The 17,746-nt window shown below is 72.4% G+C and carries 15 protein-coding genes; 2 read left to right on the top strand and 13 right to left on the bottom strand.

Features of this window, described 5'->3' with window-relative positions:
- Positions 1–11 precede the first annotated feature (11 nt).
- The gene (locus WME82_RS20485; RefSeq protein ID WP_438044198.1) at positions 12–902 is read right to left on the bottom strand and encodes an MlaE family ABC transporter permease; all 891 of its coding nucleotides are present in this window, start codon (positions 900–902) and stop codon (positions 12–14) included.
- A gap of 289 nt (positions 903–1,191) precedes the next feature.
- Between WME82_RS20485 and WME82_RS20480 the strand changes: the two genes are divergently transcribed.
- Positions 1,192–2,130 carry a DMT family transporter gene (locus tag WME82_RS20480; protein WP_437873080.1) on the top strand — a complete coding sequence of 313 codons (939 nt, stop codon included), beginning with the start codon at positions 1,192–1,194 and terminating at the stop codon, positions 2,128–2,130.
- A gap of 82 nt (positions 2,131–2,212) precedes the next feature.
- Here the strand turns inward: WME82_RS20480 and WME82_RS20475 are convergent, their stop codons facing one another.
- From WME82_RS20475 to WME82_RS20460, 4 genes are all read right to left on the bottom strand, one after another.
- Positions 2,213–3,958 carry a cation:proton antiporter gene (locus WME82_RS20475; RefSeq protein ID WP_437873079.1) on the bottom strand — a complete coding sequence of 582 codons (1,746 nt, stop codon included), beginning with the start codon at positions 3,956–3,958 and terminating at the stop codon, positions 2,213–2,215.
- Between the two features lie 115 nt (positions 3,959–4,073).
- Positions 4,074–4,748: a glutathione S-transferase family protein gene (locus WME82_RS20470; protein WP_438044197.1), complete on the bottom strand. Its 675-nt coding sequence runs from the start codon at positions 4,746–4,748 to the stop codon at positions 4,074–4,076.
- Between the two features lie 42 nt (positions 4,749–4,790).
- Complete coding sequence (locus tag WME82_RS20465; protein WP_438044196.1) at positions 4,791–5,762, bottom strand: NAD-dependent epimerase/dehydratase family protein; 972 nt, start codon at positions 5,760–5,762, stop codon at positions 4,791–4,793.
- Positions 5,759–6,409: a class I SAM-dependent methyltransferase gene (locus WME82_RS20460; protein ID WP_437747178.1), complete on the bottom strand. Its 651-nt coding sequence runs from the start codon at positions 6,407–6,409 to the stop codon at positions 5,759–5,761. The genes WME82_RS20465 and WME82_RS20460 overlap by 4 nt, the downstream gene beginning before the upstream one ends.
- Before the next feature lie 423 nt (positions 6,410–6,832).
- Between WME82_RS20460 and WME82_RS20455 the strand changes: the two genes are divergently transcribed.
- Positions 6,833–9,469 carry a S8 family serine peptidase gene (locus tag WME82_RS20455; RefSeq protein ID WP_438044195.1) on the top strand — a complete coding sequence of 879 codons (2,637 nt, stop codon included), beginning with the start codon at positions 6,833–6,835 and terminating at the stop codon, positions 9,467–9,469.
- 9 nt (positions 9,470–9,478) lie between these two features.
- Here WME82_RS20455 and WME82_RS20450 read toward each other — a convergent pair whose 3' ends face one another.
- The 8 genes from WME82_RS20450 to WME82_RS20415 form a co-directional block, all read right to left on the bottom strand.
- Positions 9,479–10,606, bottom strand: a complete 1,128-nt coding sequence (locus tag WME82_RS20450; RefSeq protein WP_438044194.1) for an RtcB family protein — start codon at positions 10,604–10,606, stop codon at positions 9,479–9,481.
- Positions 10,603–10,926 (bottom strand): ribosome-binding factor A, encoded by a 324-nt coding sequence (locus WME82_RS20445; RefSeq protein WP_231864927.1) that lies wholly within the window; start codon positions 10,924–10,926, stop codon positions 10,603–10,605. Before WME82_RS20445 ends, WME82_RS20450 begins: the two co-directional genes overlap by 4 nt.
- Positions 10,927–11,277: 351 nt before the next feature.
- Complete coding sequence (locus WME82_RS20440; RefSeq protein ID WP_438044193.1) at positions 11,278–11,928, bottom strand: hypothetical protein; 651 nt, start codon at positions 11,926–11,928, stop codon at positions 11,278–11,280.
- Positions 11,929–12,042: 114 nt separating this feature from the next.
- Positions 12,043–12,756: a hypothetical protein gene (locus WME82_RS20435; protein ID WP_438044192.1), complete on the bottom strand. Its 714-nt coding sequence runs from the start codon at positions 12,754–12,756 to the stop codon at positions 12,043–12,045.
- 72 nt (positions 12,757–12,828) lie between these two features.
- Positions 12,829–14,202: a 3-deoxy-7-phosphoheptulonate synthase class II gene (locus tag WME82_RS20430; RefSeq protein WP_438044191.1), complete on the bottom strand. Its 1,374-nt coding sequence runs from the start codon at positions 14,200–14,202 to the stop codon at positions 12,829–12,831.
- Positions 14,203–14,334: 132 nt separating this feature from the next.
- Entirely contained in the window at positions 14,335–15,318 is a 984-nt protein-coding gene (locus WME82_RS20425; RefSeq protein WP_438044190.1) for a hypothetical protein, read from the bottom strand.
- A 68-nt stretch (positions 15,319–15,386) separates the two neighbouring features.
- Positions 15,387–17,093 (bottom strand): serine/threonine-protein kinase, encoded by a 1,707-nt coding sequence (locus tag WME82_RS20420; protein ID WP_437873069.1) that lies wholly within the window; start codon positions 17,091–17,093, stop codon positions 15,387–15,389.
- A 317-nt stretch (positions 17,094–17,410) separates the two neighbouring features.
- Positions 17,411–17,581, bottom strand: a complete 171-nt coding sequence (locus tag WME82_RS20415; RefSeq protein ID WP_012236312.1) for a hypothetical protein — start codon at positions 17,579–17,581, stop codon at positions 17,411–17,413.
- Positions 17,582–17,746: the final 165 nt, after the last annotated feature.

Below are 17,746 nucleotides of genomic sequence, written 5' to 3'. Positions count from 1 at the left end.
GGCGCCGCCGATCAGTCGAGCGTGAACGAGACGAAGTAGTCGAGGATGAAGATGCCGGCGGCCGAGGCGACGACGGTCGCGTTGACGGCGCGGCCCACGCCGGGCGCGCCGCCGGTCACGCCGAGGCCGTACTGGCAGCTCGAGAGCGCGAGCACGACGCCGAAGACGACGCTCTTGACGAGGCCGCTCATGACGTCGCCGATGTCGAGCAGCCCGCTCGTGAGGCCGTTGTAGAAGACGGCCGGGGCGACGCCGAGGAGGAGGTCGCCGGTCAGCGCGGCGCCGAGCAGGGCGAGCGCGTCGGCGAAGATCACCGAGAGGAGCAGCGTCAGCACCATCGCGAGGAAGCGCGGGGCGATGAGGAAGCTCACCGGGTCGATCGCGAGGACGCGGAGGGCGTCGATCTGCTCGGTGACGACCATGGTGCCGAGCTCGGCGGTGTTGTTGGCGCCGACGCGGCCGTTGATCATGAGCGCCGTGAGCAGCGGGGCGATCTCGCGGAGCGTGCCGAAGCCGGCGCCCCAGCCGAGCAGGCCGTGCGCGCCGAAGCGCTCGACCAGCGGCGCCGCCTGGATGACCATGATCGCGCCGGTGAAGAGGGCGGTCACGACGACGATGGGCATCGACTTGACGCCCATCCGGTAGAGGTTGCGCATGAACTCGGCGCCGTCGACGCGGAGCGTGGCCACGCGCGCCGCGATCTTGCCCGCGAGCACGGCCATGCCGCCCACCGTGGCGGCGATCTGGAGGAACGAGCCGCCGAGCTGGTGGACGCCGGAGGGCTCCTGCGCGATCGGCGCGCGCGGCCGCTTCACGGGTGGCACGGGCGGCGCGCCGGACGAGGCGAGCGCGCCGCCGCCGTGAGCGCGCGCGGCGGTGCCTGGGCCAGCAGGAGACGTCATGGGAGACGGGAGCTTAGCCCAAGGCTCCCGGGGAGCGCGGCGCGATCTGGCGTCCCGAGAGGCCGGCGCCCGAGAGGTCGAGACCGCTACCCAAGCAGGAGATCGTCCTCTACGTGGAATGTGCCCGCCTCACCCCGAGGCAGTCTCGTGCGGTGGCAAACGCGCGCTTCTGCGCGCAATGCCGGCGCGCCTCCCGCGGAGGAGCGCGCCGGCCCGGAGGCGGGCTGTCGGCGACGATGTCCGGTCCCCTGGCGGAGCGAGCCTGGTGAAGAGCAGAGAAGCAGATGGGATGTCCCCTCATGAGAGCGTGGGCGCGTTGACGGGCGAGATCCGGACCGGCCTCCTCGACGACGGCCGGACGTTCGCCGTCCTCTCGGCGGCGACGTTCGCGCTCAAGGCGATCTTCGTGAAGCTCGCCTACGCCGCGCACCCCGTCGACGCGGTGACGCTGCTCGCGCTGCGGATGGGCATCGCGCTGCCGTTCTTCCTGTGGCTCGCCCGGAGGGAGCGCGGCGCCGCCGAAGGGCCCCTGACGCCTCGCCTCTGGGGAGGTGTGCTGATCGTCGGGTTCCTAGGATATTACCTCTCCAGCCTGTTCGACTTCATCGGGCTCACGTACATCAGCACCGGCCTCGAGCGTCTGATCCTGTTCGTGTATCCGACGCTCGTCCTCCTGATCGGCGCGGTGTGGCTGAAGCAGCCAGTGCACGGCAAGGCCTGGGGAGCGCTCGCCGTGTGTTATCTCGGGCTTGGGGCGGCCGTCTGGCATGATCTCGAGCAATCCGGGGACGTGCGGGCCGTCGCCATCGGCGGAGCGTGGGTGTTCGCGAGCTCGGTGACCTACGCGCTCTACTACATCGGCGTCGGCAAGCTCGCCTCCAGGGTCGGCTCGACGCGCCTCGCCGCGTACTGCGGGGCGGCCTCGTGCCTGATGGTGCTCGCGCACTACGCGGCGACGGGGAGCCCGGTCAGGCTGGGCGAGCTCCCGGCGTCGGTGTGGGGGTACGCGGCGGCGATGGCGACGATCAGCACGGTGCTCCCGATCGTGCTGCTCGCCGCCGCCATCCGGCGTCTCGGCGCGGGCCGCGCGGCGACGTTCTCGACGCTGGGCCCGGTGCTCACGATCGCTTTCTCGTGGGTCATCCTGGGCGAGCCGGCCACGTGGCAGCAGGTCGTCGGGCTCACGCTGGTCGTGGGCGGGGTGAGCTGGCTCGGCAAGTCGAAGTGAATCCGTGCCCCGCTCGGGAGCGCCGGGGCCGCGGGGCGCGGCGCATGCCCGCCGCGGGGCGCGGCGCATGCCCGCCGCGGGGTCAGGCGTCGTGCACCGCGGGGCGAGGCCCTGGTGAGCCGCTGCCGAAGAGCTCGCTCCGGACGCGATCGCGCTCGCGTTCGAGCTGCTCGGACGTCGCGCCCAGCCGCACGAGGAGGCGCTCGGTCATCGAGAACGCGACCTCCGCCTCGCCGGTCACCACGACGTCCGCGCCCGCCTTCTTCAGCGCGGTCACCTCGCGCAGGTAGAAGGCGCGGGCGAGGACGAACAGCCGCGGGTTCACGCCCTTCGCCTGCTCGATCACCCCGTCCCCGGGCGCGCCGGCCGCCGTGAACAGCAGGCTGTCCGCCGTCCCGACCCCGGCCCGCTCGAGGATTTCCCGCTGCGTGGCGTCGCCGTAGATCGCGCGGATGCCCTGGTCCTGCAGCTGCTTCACCGTGTCGAGGTTCAGCTCGACGACGGTCGGCGCGATGCCGTTCTCACGGAGCAGCCGCGTCAGCGTCTTCCCGACAGGGCCGTAGCCCACCACGACGGTGCGGTGGGCGTGCTCGTCCAGCGAAGCGGCCTCGGCCTCCGCGAGGGCGGCGTCGCGCCGCTGGAAGAGCGCGGACGTCCATCGCGCGAGGCGATCGCGGACGCCGAAGAGCACCGGGTTCAGCGTGATCGACACGATGGCGGCGACGACGAGCGCCTGCTCGGCCTCGACCGGCAGGACGCCGAGCTTCTTGCCGAGCGCCGCGAGGATGAACGAGAACTCCCCGATCTGCGCGAGCGAGAGGGCCACGGCGAAGGCGGTCTGGAGGGGGCGGCGGAGCAGCACCGTCACCGCGAGCGCTGCGAGCGGCTTGCCGATCAGCACCACCGCGAGCGTCCCCGCGGCCAGCTGCCAGCCCACGGCGAGCTGCGCCGGGTCGAGGTGCATCCCCACCGAGACGAAGAAAAGCACGGCGAACGCGTCGCGCATCGGGAGCGCCTCCGATGCGGCGCGCGAGCTGAAGTCGGACTGGCCGACGACGAGGCCGCCGAGGAAGGCGCCGAGCGCCATCGACGATCCGAAGAGCATGGCCGAGCCCACGGCGACGCCGAGCGCGACGACGAGCACCGTCAGCGTGAAGAGCTCCCGCGAGCCGGTCTTCGCCACGTACCCCAGCAGCGCGGGGATGAAGCGCCGTCCGACGATGAAGACGAACGCCACGAGCCCGGAGAGCTTGAGGACCGCGATCCCCACGGACATGGCGACGCCCGCCGCGCCCGCGCCCGCGGCTTCGCCCATCACGGCGGGGAGCAGCACGAGCACCAGCACGGTGAAGACGTCCTCGAGCACGAGCCAGCCGATGGCAAGGTGGCCAGCGGGGGTGTGCAGGACGTCGTTGTCGCTGAGGACCCGCGTGAGCACGACGGTGCTCGCCACCGAGATGGCGACGCCGAAGACGACCGCCGCGCCCCACGTCCAGCCCGCGGCGCGGCCGATCAGGGCGCCGAGCGCCGTGGCGACCGCGATCTGGATGAGGGCGCCGGGCACGGCGACCTTGCGCACGGCCAGCAGCTCGCGGACGTGGAACTGCATGCCGACCCCGAACATCAGCAGGATGACCCCGATCTCCGCGAGCTGGTCCGCGAGCCGCTTGTCCGCCACGAACCCCGGGGTGAAGGGGCCGACGAGGATGCCGGCCAGCAGGTAGCCCACGATGGGGGACAGCCTCAGGCGCTGGGTGACGAAGCCGAGCGCCAGGGCTCCGGTGAGCCCGCCCGTGATCGTGAGGATCAGATCGAGTTCGTGCGGCATGTCCGGGTCTAGCGCCTTCCGTCGCCGGCCGCCGCCTCGTGGTGCGGCGCCGCCGGTGATCTCGAGCGAGGCGTGGGCCGCGCTCGCCTCTACTTACTTGTTACTTGTTGACGTGTTACATGCCCACGACGCCGATGGCCTCGTACTCCTCGATGATGTGCGGCTCCTCCTTGGCCTTCGCGATCCACGCCTGCATCGCGGGCAGCGCGAGGATCGACGCCACGTAGCGCCGGGAGACCGCGTCGAGCTCGACGCCGTACGTGTCGAGCCGCGTCGCGACCGGCGCGTACATCGCGTCCGCCACGCTGAAGCGCCCGAACAGGAACTCGCCTCCCTGGCCAAAGCGCGATCGGCAGTCGTTCCATATCGCCTGGACGCGCGCGATGTCCTGCGACGCCGCGTCGGTGAGCGCCACGCCCTGGATCTTCCGCCGCACGTTCATCGGCAGCGCGGTGCGGAGCGCGGCGAAGCTGCTCGCCATCTCGGCGCTCACCGATCGCGCGACGGCGCGCGCGTCGCGCGCCTCCGGCCAGAGCTTCGCCGCGGGGAAGAGCTCCGCCGCGTACTCGGCGATCGCGAGCGACTCCCAGATCGTGAGCGCCCCGTGCTGCAGGGCCGGCACCTTGCCCGACGGAGAGTAACGCTGGATCTCCAGGGTGCGTGTGCCGGGCGCCCGGAGAGGGATCACCACCTCTTCGAAATCGGCGCCAGCCTGCTTCAGGACGAGCCAGGCCCGGAGCGACCACGATGAATAGGTCCTGTTCCCGAGATAGAGGGTGAGCTCAGCCATGCGTGGAGTCTACCACCGCGGCCGACCCGCGCGGCGGCGCGCTCACTGCGCTCGTCGCGCCAGCTCGCCCCCGAACACCTCGCTCGCCAGCGCCTCCACCGCCATCCGGACCGCCTCGTCGCTCGTGTGGCGCACCCGGAAGCCCAGCGCCGCCAGCTTGCCGGGATCCATCCGCGATCGCGGCACGTCGCCAGGCCAGCCGCGCTCGCCTCCCTGATACCGGATCACCGCGTCCGGATAGAGCGACGCCGCCACGCACAGCTCCGCGATGCGCGAGACGCTCGTCGCGTCCTCGGGCGCGAGATTGTAGAGGTTGAGCCGCTCCCTGGCCTGGTCGAAGCCGAACAGGATCCCCTCCGCGCAGTCCCGGACATCGAGGTACGGCTTCGACTGGCGCCCGTCGCCGAGCACCTCGAGCTCCGTCCGCCGATCGCGCAGCTTCTTCAGGAAATCGAGCGCCGCGCCGTGCGTCCCGCGCGGCCCGACGACGTTGCCGAAGCGGTAGATCCACGCCGTGAGGCCGAAGCACTCGACGTAGGCGCTGATGAGCGCCTCGCCCGCGAGCTTGCTCGCGCCGTAGAGCGAGATGGGCAAGGCGCCGAGATCGCCCTCCGCGCACCGACGCGCGGTGTCGCCGTAGACCGTCCCGGAGGACGAGAAGATCAGCCGGCTGACGGCCGTCCGTCGCATCGCCTCGAGCACGTTGTACGTCGCGATGGTGCCCTGATCGAGGTCGAGCCGCGTCCGCGTGAGCCCCCAGCGCGCCTCGGGGTTCGCCGCGAGGTGCACGACGAGGTCGTGGCCCGCCATGGCCTCGGTGAGCCGCTCCAGATCGAGGGCGTCGGCCTCGACGAGCGTCGCGCGACCGGAGGCGAGGTGCGGCGCCACGAACGCGCGGCGCCCGACAGAGAGGTTATCGTAGATCGTCACGGGGCCGCGCTCGACCAGGCGATCGGTGAGGTGGCTCCCGATGAACCCGGCGCCGCCGACGACGAACGACCTGAGCTCCGTCATCGCGCGTCTCCCGCGGTTCCCGCGATTCCCGCGGCCAGGCGCTCGATCCGCGCCGCGAACTGGAGGCGATCCTGGGTCACGAGGCGGAACGGCAGATCGTGGATCCGGAGCGGCCACTCGAGGCCGGTGATGCGGCCACCCGCGCCGCGCACGAGCGCGACGAGCTCGCCCGGCGTGAAGTACGTGCCCCGCACCTCGACGCCGGGCGCGGCGTTGCCGGCGAGATCCATCCAGAGCAGCACGCGCTCCGAGACCGGGCCGAACCGGAAGTGATCCTTGAGCGCGACGACGCGCGACGCGACCCGGAGGGCCTCGGCGAGCAGCGCGCCGGGGCGCGCGGCGTGGTGCAGCACGTCGGAGAGGAGCACCGCCTCGAACGCCGCGTCGGGGAAGGGGAGGCGCTCGCCGTCATAGCCGATGACCGGCAGCGCCGCCCCGGGACGCGCCTTCACGTCCACGCCGACGACGCGGAGCGCCCCGACCAGGCGCGCGACCTCCAGCGCGACCGTGCCGTCGCCCGCGCCCACGTCGAGCAGCGACGCCGCAGGGCCCACCTGCGCGGCGAGCGCCCGCGCGACGCGGCCCACGCGCGGCACATGGACCAGGCGATGGTGCAAGGAGAACAGGGCGCGCTCGAGGACCGTCATCGTGCATCCGAGCCCCGGCGCCGCCCGCGCCGGAGAGTCGCGCCACGCTAGTCGAGCGCTCGAGGACCAGCAACGTCCGGGGCCGTCCCGCGCCGCCGGAGGCCGAGGCGGCCTCCTGAGCGCGACGAGCTCGTACGCCGCGGCATGGCAGGACAGCGACGACATCGCGAGATAACGACCTCTCGAGGGCGCCTCTCATGGCGCCTGGGCTCCGTGACCACCGCGCCACCGCGCCACCGCGCTCCGTCGCGCGTGGCAGGGCCGCACAGCGCAACTCTCGTTACGCCCGACCCGAAAGGGCGGCTGCTCTGAAACAACCACTCTTCCATGGTCTGCGACAATGACGGTCCGTGGCGCGCGCCGCCCTCCGTTCTCGCACCGCTCACGCTTGACCGATTCGCGTCATCGAACATAGCTGAATCGATGATCGGAGCGCGCGGGAAGGGGCGTGTGAGGTGCGGTGGTTGCCGGCTCGTTCTGGCATCTCTCTGGTTCGCCATTTCAGGGTGCAGCGGAGAGACTGGAGACAAGGAGGCGGGCCAGGACACTGCTCCTCCCGACGACTCGGAGCCAGGCGAAGCGACGTTCGCGCCGGAGGAGGCCACGGAGCTCTGGTTCGTGGAGTTCGAGCGAGCGCCGGCCGCGAGGGGCAGCGGGGGCGCCCGCATCAAGGGCCTTGTCGAGGAGGAGCGGGAGCTCTTCCGGCGAGCTGCTGCGGCCCGCGGGCTCCGGTACAAACAACGATTCTCGTTCGAGGAGCTCTGGAACGGCCTCTCCGTCCGGGTCGCGCAGGACGGCTCCACCGCGCTCCCGGACATGCCCGGGGTCAAGGCCGTCTACCCGGTGGTGCCGGTGGAGCTCGACACCACGCGCGCCGCGCCGACGGTCGACCCGGACCTCGCCGTCGCAGGCGAGATGTCGGGCGCGGACGTCGTGCGCCGAGAGCTCGGCGTGACCGGCGAGGACATCCGCGTCGGCGTGATCGACAGCGGGATCGACTACCATCATCCCGATCTCGGAGGCTGCTTCGGCCCGGGCTGCCGCGTGGCGTTTGGCTACGATTTCGTCGGCGACGATTTCGTCGCCGGTGACGCGACCAAGCCGCCCGTGCCCGACGGAGAGCCGGACGATTGCCTGGGCCATGGCACGCACGTCGCCGGCATCATCGGGGCGAACGGGGTCGTGCAGGGCGTGGCCCCGGACGTGACCTTCGGCGCTTACCGCGTGTTCGGCTGCCGCGGCGGCTCCCGCGCCGACATCATCCTCAAGGCGATGGAGCGGGCTGCCAGCGACGGCATGCACGTCATCAACATCAGCATCGGAACGCCGTTCCAGTGGCCTGACTATCCGACGGCGACGGCGGCGAGCGCGCTCGTCGGGCGCGGCGTCGTGGTCGTCGCGTCGATCGGCAACAGCGGTGAGAAGGGGCTCTGGGCCGCGGGCGCGCCCGGCGTGGGTGAGGCGGTCATCGGCACCGCGTCCGTCGACAGCACGCGCGTCACCACCCTGTCGTTCACCGTCGCGCCGGGCAACGCCGTGATCGGCTACACCCGCGGCGCCGGGAGCCCGCCCGCGCCGCTCTCGGGGAGCGCCGCCCTCGCGCGCACGGGGACGACCACCAGCGCCCGCGACGCGTGCGCCGAGCTCCCCGCCGGCAGCCTCGCGGGCCAGATAGCGCTCGTCCGGCGCGGCGGCTGCTCGTTCCACCAGAAGGCCGCGCACGCGCAGGCCGCGGGCGCCGTCGGCGTCCTGTTCTACAACGACCGGTCCGGGGCGATGAGCCCGTCCGTGGAGGGCGACCCTCCGATCACCCTCCCGGTCGTGGGGATCGCGCAGGCCGACGGCGAGCTGCTCAACGCGCGCCTCGACGCCGGGCCCGTGACCCACAGCTGGACCCACCGGGCCGTGGCCGCGCGGAACAGCACCGCGGGCCTCGTCTCCCGCTTCAGCTCGCACGGCCTGAGCGCGGCGCTGTCCTTCAAGCCCGATCTCGCCGCGCCCGGCGGCACGATCTACTCGACGGTGCCGATCGAGCAAGGTTCGTACGACACGCTCAGCGGGACGTCGATGGCGGCGCCGCACGTGGCCGGGGCCGTCGCGCTCCTGCTCGCCGCGCGCCCGGAGCTGTCCGCGGCGCGCGTGCGCGACGTCCTCCAGAACACCGCGGTCCCCGCGCCGTGGAGCGGCGATCTGGGCGCCGGCGTGCCGGAGAGCGCGCACCGGCAGGGCGCAGGGGTGATCCGCGTCGACCGGGCGATCCGCGCGACCACCGTGATCAGCCCCGGAAAGCTCTCGCTGGGAGAGAGCGAGGCCGGCCCCGCCGCGCGCACGCTGACGCTCGAGAACTCGAGCGGGCACGACGTCACCTACGACCTGTCGCACGCGCCCGCGGCGTGCGCGACAGGGGGCGACCACTGGGCGCCGGCGAGCGCCACGACCGGCGCCGCGCGCGTCGATTTCAGCGCCGCGAGCGTGACGGTGCCCGCCGCCGGGAGCGCGACCGTCTCCGTCACCGTCACGGCGAGCGACGCGCTCGCGGAAGGCGGCCTGTTCGGCGGCTACCTCGTGTTCACGCCGCGGGGCGGCGCGGCCGACGGCCTGCTGCGGGTGCCGTATGCGGGCTTCAAGGGCGATTACCAGAGCCTGCCCCTCCTCAAGCCGTCGGGGTCCGGGGCTCCGTGGCTCGGCAAGCTGAGCGGGACGCGCCTGACCCAGCAGCCGCGCGGCGCGGCGTACACGCTGGCGTCGGACGACATTCCGTATGTGGTCGTCCACCTCGATCACGGCGCGGAGGTCCTGGCGCTGGACATCGTCGACGCCGCCACGGCGAAGCCGTGGGGGCGCGCGCTGATGCTGTCCCACGTCGGTCAGAGCGCGTCCGCGACGGCGGTCACGCGGTATGGATGGAAGGGCACGACGAAGCTCGACGGGAGGCTCACCGTCGTCCCGGACGGGGATTACCTGATCAAGCTCCGCGCGCTCCGGGCGCTCGGCGATCCGGACAACGAGGCGCACTGGGAGACGTGGACGTCGCCCGTCGTCACCCTCGACCGGCCGTGACGGGTCCGCTCATGGCGCCTTGTAGACGAGCACCGGCCAGAGCCGGCGGACGACGCGCACGAGGTCGCGTTGGGCCCGCATGACCGCGCCGATGTCCTTGTAGGCCGAGGGCGCCTCCTCGCGCAGCCGGTCCGCGAGGCGGTGATCGAACCACACGCCCTCGGCCTCGCGCAGCAGCTGCCGCGCGCCGATGCGGCGGCGCGCCTCGCCCCGCGGCAGCGCGCGCCCGGCGCCGTGCGCTGACGAGCCGAGCGCCTCGGGGTGGCCGCGCCCCTCGACGTGGAAGCTCGGGCTCCCCATCGATCCGGGCACGACGCCGGGCTCCCCCTCGCGGAGCCCCATGGCGCCCTTGCGGTGCACCCACAGCGCGCGCCCGCCGTGCTCCTCGCGCCGGACGTGGTTGTGATCGATCTCGATGCGCGACGACGCGTCGGCGTCGACGCCGAACAGCTCGGCGAAGAGCGAGAGGGCCTCGGTGACCATCCGCGCGCGGCTCGCCCGCGCGTACCTCGCTGCCCAGGCTGCATCATCGAGGTACGCGCGCCCGGCCTCGCTCTCGGCGTCGAGGAAGCGGACGCCCGACGGGTCGCGCGCCGCGAGCGCCTCGTGGTGCTGCCGGATCGCCGGGCCCATGGCGCGCGAGCCGCTGTGGAGGAGCAGCCACAGCGCGCCCTCCTCGTCGCGTTGCACCTCCAGGAAATGGTTGCCCCGGCCGAGCGTACCCAGCTCCATCCGGCCCTCGCGGTGCTTCATCGCCTCGAGGCGAGGCGCGCCGAGCCGCGCCTCGGCGAGATCGCCGGGCAGCGGCGGAGCGCCGGCGGCCGGGCGCAACAGGTGCGGGACGCGGCGGCACAGCGCGGCGAGGAGCTGCGCCGCGCGATCGCGATCCGCGAGCAGATCGGCGTCCGCGCGGAGCCGCAGCGCGACCATGCCGCAGCCGATGTCGCCGCCGACCGCCGCCGGCAAGAGGCGACGGGTCGTGGCGGTCACCGTGCCGACGCACACGTCGTCGGCCACGTGCGCGTCGGGCATGACCGCGATGTGCGCGACGTCGTCGGTGCGCGCGAGCCGCGAGAGCGACGCGCTGAGCGCCGCGCTCGCGCCGTCCGGGAGCCACGCGGAGATGCGCGCGCTCACGGCTCTCCCTCCGGCGGCAGCACCTGAAACGCGAGCGTCGGCGCGCGCTTGCGGGTGATCGCCCCCGCGACCTCCGCGCGCACGTAGCCCGCCACCTTCTCCAGCCGCGCCGCCGCCACCTCCGGCGGCGTGCCAGGCCTGACCTGCACGACCACCGCGAGCCGGCTGGCGTCGGGCGCCGGCTCCACACCCATCACCCAGACGTCCTGGAGGACGTCGTCGCGGAGCGCGGCGAGCGCGTCGCTCACCGCCTCCTGCACCTGACGGCAGAGCTGGCGCTCCTTGCGCTGCGCGCTCCGCGCCGCCGTCCCACCGAACAACGAACCTGCATCCACGACGGAGCGCGCGCGTTCGCGGCTCCGCGATCGATCTTTGCCCATGCCATGCTCCCGAGGGCGCGGTGACGCACCTACGCGTCGGCCGCGCTGTTCCAGCGACACGCGAGATGAGCTCGGGGATGTGAGCCTCGCCGGCGCGCTCAGCGGCGCGTCAGGCCGAGGCTCGTCGATGCAATGGGGTGCATGGCGGGCCTCCTTCGCCGCCTAGGGTGCACGAGCGAGGGCCGCGGCGCAAGGCGCGCCCCGGCAGCGCTCCCGGCGGGGGCGCGAGCCGCGCGCGCCCGTTCGTGGCCGGCGCGCGGCCGGCGGCCCGCGCCCGGCACACCGAGGGCACTACGTGGCCTGGCGGTACGTCGGCTCGGCGCACTGGCGCTCGGCGGCCCTCGCGATATAGCGGAGCATCTGACGCGAGAAGCGCCTCATGAGCGGCGCTGTCAGGGCGTCCAGGAGGAACAGCCGCCGCCTCGTCCGCGTGTCGGTCGCGCGGATCCGTACCTCGTACGAGAGCATCGTCCGACGCTGGCCGTAGGCCGTCACCACGTAGCCCCCGACCGCCTTGATGTGCCCGGGGCAATCGAACGCGATGAACTCGGTGGGAGTCCGCCTCGTGAACAGGCTCTCTGTGTTCAGCAGGCGCTCGATTGTGCCGATGGCGATCTCGGAGCCCTCCCGCTCTGCCAGCTTGATCTCGCCGTAGTCCTCGACGTTCTGGAGCGTCATCCGCGCGCGCGCGGGCAGCGGCGCGAGGCGGAGCCTGCTCCGGGCGCGGCGCAGCTTGGCCAGGTGGAGCGCGATGACCGCGCGCATCAGGAGAGAGCGGCTCTTCGCGAGATCCGCCCTCTTCAGCGCGGCGTACGTCACCTCCGGCGTCGCCATCACCACGATCTTGTGGGTCACGACGATGTCGGCCTCCGGCAGGAAATATTCAAGCAGCGTGGGGCAAGCCCCGGAGCGCTGCTGGCCCTGGGGCGAGGCACCCGTCATGGCCTGTCCCTCTCCCTGCCGGAACTCACCCTGTTCTCTCGATATGGTCTGCATGGCGAACTACCCCCTGCGGTGATTCATTGGGGTAGTCTCGACGGATCGCCAGTGATCGCGCTACATGGCCTGCTGGCGATGATGATGCGCCGGCGCCGCGCACTGGTACTTGGCGACCCGGGCGACGACGCGGAGCATCCGGCGCATGACGAGCCTCCCGAGCGGCGCCGTCAGCGCGTCCAGGAGGAACAGCCGCCGCCTCGTCCGCGTGTCGGTCGCGCGGATGCGGGTCTCGTAGGCGAGCAGCGTCCGGCGCTGTCCGTAGGGCATCACGACGAAGCTCGCCGCCGCCTTGAAGTGACCCGGGCAGTCGAACGACTTGAACTCGGCGCCGGTCCGCCTCGTGAACAGGCTCTCCACGCTGAACAGGCGCGCGATCGAGCCGATGACGATCTCGGAGCCCTCCTTTTCGGCGAGCTTGGACTGGCCGTAATCCTCGATGTTCTGGAGCGACATCCGCACGCGCGCCGGGAGCGGCGCGAGGCGGAGCCTGCGCCGGGCGCGCCGCACGGCGGCCAGGCGGAGCGCGAAGATCGCGCGCAGGAGGAGAGAGCGGCTCCTCGCGAAATCCACCCGCTTCAGCGCGGCGTACGTCACCTCCGGTGGCGCCATCACCACGATGGCGTGGTTCATGACGATATCGGCCTCAGGCAGGAAATATTCGAGCAGCGTGGGGCTGGCGCCGGAGCGCTGCGGGCACTCGTGCGAGGCATCCGTCGCGGCTTGCTCTCCGCCCTGTCGGCTCTCACCCTGTTCCGTCGAGATGGTCTGCATGGCGAACTACCCCCTGCGGGTGTTCATTGGGCAGTCTCGACGGAACGCCAGCAGGAGACTCCTGCCCTCGACTCAGCCCTTCGCGCGTCGGGAGGCCTCCGCCATGCGGTGGGCGATGCGGAACGCCATCTCGAGCGACTGGCGGTAATTCAGCCTCGGGTCGCACAGGCTGGCGTAGCGCTGGTCGAGATCGGACTCCGTGAGCCCCGCCCCGACGCACTCGGTGACATCGTCGCCCGTGAGCTCGAAGTGGACGCCGCCGAGGTGGGATCCCATGGATTCGTGCACCTCGAAGCTCGCCTCGATCTCGGTGAGGATATCCTCGAAATTCCGTGTCTTGATCCCGCTGGACGTCGTCTGGGTATTGCCGTGCATCGGATCGGACATCCAGAGCACCTTGCGCCCCGCGGACCGCACCGCCTCGATGAGCGGCGGGAGCCCGTCGCGCACGCGGCCCGCGCCCATGCGCACGATGAGCACGATCTTGCCCGGCTCGTCCGCCGGGTTGAGCCGGTCGAGGAGGCGGATCACGTCGTCGCGGAGCGTCTTCGGGCCGAGCTTGATGCCCAGCGGGTTCTCCACGCCGCTGAAGAACTCGACGTGGGCGCCGTCCGGCTGCCGCGTGCGCTCGCCGATCCAGGGCAGGTGGGTCGTCAGATCGTAGAAGCCAGGCCGGCGCGCGACCTTCCGCGTCTGCGCGGACTCGTAGTGCAGGTGGAGCCCTTCATGGCTCGTGAAGAACTCGACCCGCGAGAGCTCCCCGACCGGCACCTCCGCGAGCGCCTCCATGAACCGAAGGGCCTCCCCGACCTGCTCTGTCATCCGCTGGTATCGCTCGCGCAGCTCCCCGGGCAGATCCGCCCGCTCGAGGAAGCTCAGGTCCCAGTACTCCGGGTGGTGCAGATCGGCGAAGCCGCCCTCCGACAGGGAACGGATGAAATTCAGGGTGATCGCCGCGTGCTGGTATCCCGCGATCATCAGGTTTGGATCGGGGCGCCGGGCGGTGGCGTCGAAGGGAGCGCGATTGATGAGATCCCCGAAATAGCTGGGCAAGCTCACGCCATCGCGCGTCTCGACCGGGCTGGAGCGCGGCTTGGCGTACTGCCCGGCAAAGCGCCCGAGGCGCACCACCGGCCGGCGGGCGCCGTGCACCAGCACGAGCGACATCTGGAGCAGGATCTTGAGCTTGTTCGTGACGATGTTCGGGCGGCAGTCGTCAAGCGTCTCCGCGCAGTCTCCCCCCTGGAGCACGAACCGGCGGCCGAGCTGCGCTTCGGCCAGATAGCCTTTGAGTCGCTCGACCTCCCACGAGGTCACGAGCGGCGGCAGCGCCCGGAGCTTGTCGACGGCCACCTGGACGGCGTCGGGATCGTCATAGGGGAGCGGCGCAGCGTTGAACCGTTCACGCCATGAGTCCGGCGACCAGGGTTGAGCAGGAACGTACATGAGTTGAGCCCTACTATGGCAAGGCTCCCACCTGCGCAACCCTCGGTCAACGTCATCGATTCGAGCGTGAGACGATGGGCTCGCAGGCGCGGTCATCGGCTCGCAGGCGCGGTCATCGGCTCGCAGGCGCGGTCATCGGCTCGCAGGCGCGTCGGCCGCCCGGGGCGCTGGCCCGGTGCGCGCCTCGATCGCCTGGATCGCCGCCTTGATCTCTCCCGCGATCGAGGCGCACGCCGCCGCGCACCGGCTCATGCCCAGGAAGCCGCACCCCTTGCCCTTGCTGGTGACGAGCGGCGCGAGGACATCGACGGCGCGCCGATCGCCATCGGTCGTCGCGCGCGCCAGCAAGGCCTGCCTCGCCTTGCAGGAGGGCGCGATCCGGAGCTCGTGGGCGATGCGCAGCGCGGGCGTCGCTCGCCCCAGGACCGCGGCCTCCGCGAGCCGCTTCGCGGCGCGCTCCTTCAGCGCGGAGCTGCCCACCGCGAGCTCGTAGAGCAGATCCGCCCCGTGGCTCCCCATGCCGGTCGCCATCAGGTCGAGCGCAGCCGAGGCCGCCTCGGGCGGTCCGCCGGCGGCGCTCGAAACGATGCGCTTCACGTCGTCGTCGGCCGCCGCCCCCGGATCGAGCTCCAGCAGCCGCTTCGCCGCGGCGAGCGCGGCGGCGTGGTAAGGCGGCGGGAGCGCGTGGCGCAGCATCAGCGCGCGGAAGATCACCGGATCCTTCGGGTAGCGCGAGGCGAGCGCCTCCAGCGCGAGCACGCCGCCCGCGGTCGCTGTGGCGAGCTCGTCGGCGGGGACAGCATCGGAAGGTCGCGGCGCGACCGGACGCCGGAGGCCGGAGCTCGACGGCGGCGCGCGCTCTGCGAGCGAGGCCGCCTCGAGCCGGGAGAGCGAGACGCCGTCGCGCAGCAGCGCCGCGGTGAACACGACGGCGACGAGCGCAGCCGCGCCCGTGACGAGCCAGAGCGCCGCGGGCGGCGTCCGCGCCAGCAGGGAGGCGCGCGAGCCCGAGGCGTTGCCGCCTGCGCCGAGCACGGTGGTTGTTCCCGGCTGTGTGCCCGGTCTGCCGGGGGTGCTGGCCTGGCGGGCGCTCGTCCCAGATGCCTGCGCTGGCATGGCCTGCTCCCCCTAACACACGCCCGGACAGCGGCCCATGGCCCGCGTCCGGCGGCCCGGCCGCGGGCTCATCGCCGCTGTCCTCGCCACTGGAACAGGGCGGCAGCGCCCGCGGCGAGCACGCTGATGAGGAAGAGCAGCGCGTCCCAGACCGGCCATGCGATGCCGATGGCGCGCTGCAGGAGCACGGCCTCCACGAGCCGCACGAGCAGCGACGCGGCCCCGTAGGCCACGAGGGCGAGCACGACGGGCGTCGTGAGCCGCGGCGCGAGCGCGCTCATCCGGGCGTCGTCCCGCCAGACACGCCGAAAGACATAGAAGCCGCCGAGAAGCCCGACGCCGAACAGGGCGCACAGGATCCCGAGCGTGAGCAGGGTGGCGCCCTGGCCCGACAGCGCGGCGGCGTCGCCGCGCGCCGCGCGCGCGAAGCCGGCGAGGCAGCTGACGAGGCCCGCGCCGAGCCACCCAAGGCCGAGGCTCACCGCGAGGAAGACCATCTGCCGCGTCAGGTACGCCTCGGACGACGCCGAGCCGGGCAGGCCGAACGCGTGCGAGAGCGCGTAAGGCCGCCCGAGCACGACGGACGCGCGCGCGAGCGACGCGCGAGCGCTGGGCGGCCCGGGCGCGGCCGCTTCCTCGTAGGGCGCGAGCTCGCTTGCGAGCTCGCCCATCGAGGCGTGGCGGTCCTCTCTCTGCTTCGCCATGGCGCGCTGGACGACGGCCTCCAGGCCCGGCGGGATGTCCGGGTTGAGCGATCGCGGCGGCGGCGGCTCCTCCGTCATGACCGCGAGGAGCACTGCCGTCGGGTCGCTGCGCTCGAAGGGGCGCTGCCCGGTGAGCGCGTGGTAGAGGACCGCCCCCACCGCGTAGATGTCGGCTCGAGGGTCGATCTCGTCCCCCTTCGCCTGCTCCGGCGCCATGTACGCCGGCGTTCCGAGCACCATGCCGGTCCTCGTGAGCGTGGACGGCGCGGAGGTCTTCGAGATGCCGAAATCGAGGATCTTCACGGTCGGACACGCGGGGTCGCCCGTGAGGAAGATGTTCTCCGGCTTGATGTCCCGGTGCACGATGCCCGCGGCGTGCGCGGCCGCGATGCCGTCGCACACCTCGCGCGCGATCCGCACCGCGGCGCCGGCCGGCAGCCGCCCTCCCGACCCTGCGAGGAGCTCGTCGAGGCCCTTGCCATCCAGGTACTCGGCGATGATGCACGGCCGGCCGTCGCTCAGCCGGTTCACGTCGAAGATCTCGACGATGTGCGGGCTCCGGATCGACGCTGCGGCTTCAGCCTCGCGCTGGAACCGCGCGAGGACGGTGGGCTGCTGGGCGAGCTCGGGGTGGAGCGTCTTCAGCGCGAACCGCTTGCCCGGGATGCGGGTGTGGTGCGTCTCGTAGACGCGGCCCATGCCGCCTTCGCCGAGCAGGCGGATGACGTGGTACGCGCCCGCCACCGTGGTGCCGACGAGCGGGTCCGCCTCCGCCGGCTGCCCGTCCGCCGCGCTCTCCGCAGGGCTCGCCGCGCTCCCCGTGGGAGGAGCGGGTGGACGGACCGTGTCGGCGGTCGCGTCGTGCGCAGCCGCCGCTGCGAGCCCCTTCGGGAGCGCAGCGGGGCGGACCGTCTCGGCGGCCAGCTCGTGCGCCGCCGCGCCCGACGCGGAGGGAGGGGGCGGCGGAGGGCGAACCGTCTCCGCGGTCGTAGAGGTGACCGCAGCGGCGGCGGCCGCGGCCTGCGCTCCGCGCACGGCGGCAAGCGCGGCCTGCCGCTCCGTGTCGCTCATGACGCGGGTGGGTCCGTCGCCTTCCTCGCCCCCTGCAGAGCGAGACGAAGGCACGGCAGGAGTGCCCGAGCGACCGGGCGAAAAGCTCGAATCCGACACGCTCAGGGCCTCGCTCCCATGGATCCGGGTCGAACCTCACCAGAGGTGAGGTTCGACGAGTCGTCGCCAACGCGCGGGCGAACACCGCGAGGCGACGCTACCACGGATCGCGCCGCGCGAGGGCGCCGACCTGCGGAACCGCGATCGGCACGTGATGTCGAGGTGTTCGCGCGGCCGGGCTGGCAAGTGTCGCGCGGTGCGTAACGGTGGTCAGCCGGTCAGCTCGCGGGCTGCTCGACCTGGACGGGCTTCTGCTTGGCAGCCTTGCGCTGCTCCGCATCGAGCAGGCCGATCCGCGCCTTCTGGCAGCGCTTCAGGCGCTTCTTCTTGAGCGGGGTGGCGAGCCATTCGTGACGCAGACGGACATTCCACTTCGGAGTATTGGCCATGATCGTAGGACTTTCTCTGCGAGGGCGGCGGAGACTACACAAACGTGCGGGGGCGTCAAGCTGTCAGTGGGGTCGCCCGCTTCGTATTCTTCGCTCTCGTCTTACCGTCTCGTCTGCCGTCGCTTGGTCGCGTGGGTGTGTGCGGCGCCGTGCGTGTTGCGTTCT

The organism is Sorangium sp. So ce128, assembly GCF_051525245.1.
Taxonomy (GTDB): domain Bacteria; phylum Myxococcota_A; class Polyangia; order Polyangiales; family Polyangiaceae; genus Sorangium; species Sorangium cellulosum_B.
Note: the sequence above shows the minus strand (reverse complement) of the source record. Positions and strands in the feature narration are given on the sequence as shown.

Excerpts from the sequence above, each read along its gene's own strand:
- WME82_RS20485 (WP_438044198.1), bottom strand. The coding sequence starts at position 902 with ATGACGTCTCCTGCTGGCCCAGGCACCGCCGCGCGCGCTCACGGCGGC.
- WME82_RS20480 (WP_437873080.1), top strand. The coding sequence starts at position 1,192 with ATGTCCCCTCATGAGAGCGTGGGCGCGTTGACGGGCGAGATCCGGACC.
- WME82_RS20475 (WP_437873079.1), bottom strand. The coding sequence starts at position 3,958 with ATGCCGCACGAACTCGATCTGATCCTCACGATCACGGGCGGGCTCACC.
- WME82_RS20470 (WP_438044197.1), bottom strand. The coding sequence starts at position 4,748 with ATGGCTGAGCTCACCCTCTATCTCGGGAACAGGACCTATTCATCGTGG.
- WME82_RS20465 (WP_438044196.1), bottom strand. The coding sequence starts at position 5,762 with ATGACGGAGCTCAGGTCGTTCGTCGTCGGCGGCGCCGGGTTCATCGGG.
- WME82_RS20460 (WP_437747178.1), bottom strand. The coding sequence starts at position 6,409 with ATGACGGTCCTCGAGCGCGCCCTGTTCTCCTTGCACCATCGCCTGGTC.
- WME82_RS20455 (WP_438044195.1), top strand. The coding sequence starts at position 6,833 with ATGATCGGAGCGCGCGGGAAGGGGCGTGTGAGGTGCGGTGGTTGCCGG.
- WME82_RS20440 (WP_438044193.1), bottom strand. The coding sequence starts at position 11,928 with ATGACGGGTGCCTCGCCCCAGGGCCAGCAGCGCTCCGGGGCTTGCCCC.
- WME82_RS20435 (WP_438044192.1), bottom strand. The coding sequence starts at position 12,756 with ATGCAGACCATCTCGACGGAACAGGGTGAGAGCCGACAGGGCGGAGAG.
- WME82_RS20430 (WP_438044191.1), bottom strand. The coding sequence starts at position 14,202 with ATGTACGTTCCTGCTCAACCCTGGTCGCCGGACTCATGGCGTGAACGG.
- WME82_RS20425 (WP_438044190.1), bottom strand. The coding sequence starts at position 15,318 with ATGCCAGCGCAGGCATCTGGGACGAGCGCCCGCCAGGCCAGCACCCCC.
- WME82_RS20420 (WP_437873069.1), bottom strand. The coding sequence starts at position 17,093 with ATGAGCGACACGGAGCGGCAGGCCGCGCTTGCCGCCGTGCGCGGAGCG.
- WME82_RS20415 (WP_012236312.1), bottom strand. The coding sequence starts at position 17,581 with ATGGCCAATACTCCGAAGTGGAATGTCCGTCTGCGTCACGAATGGCTC.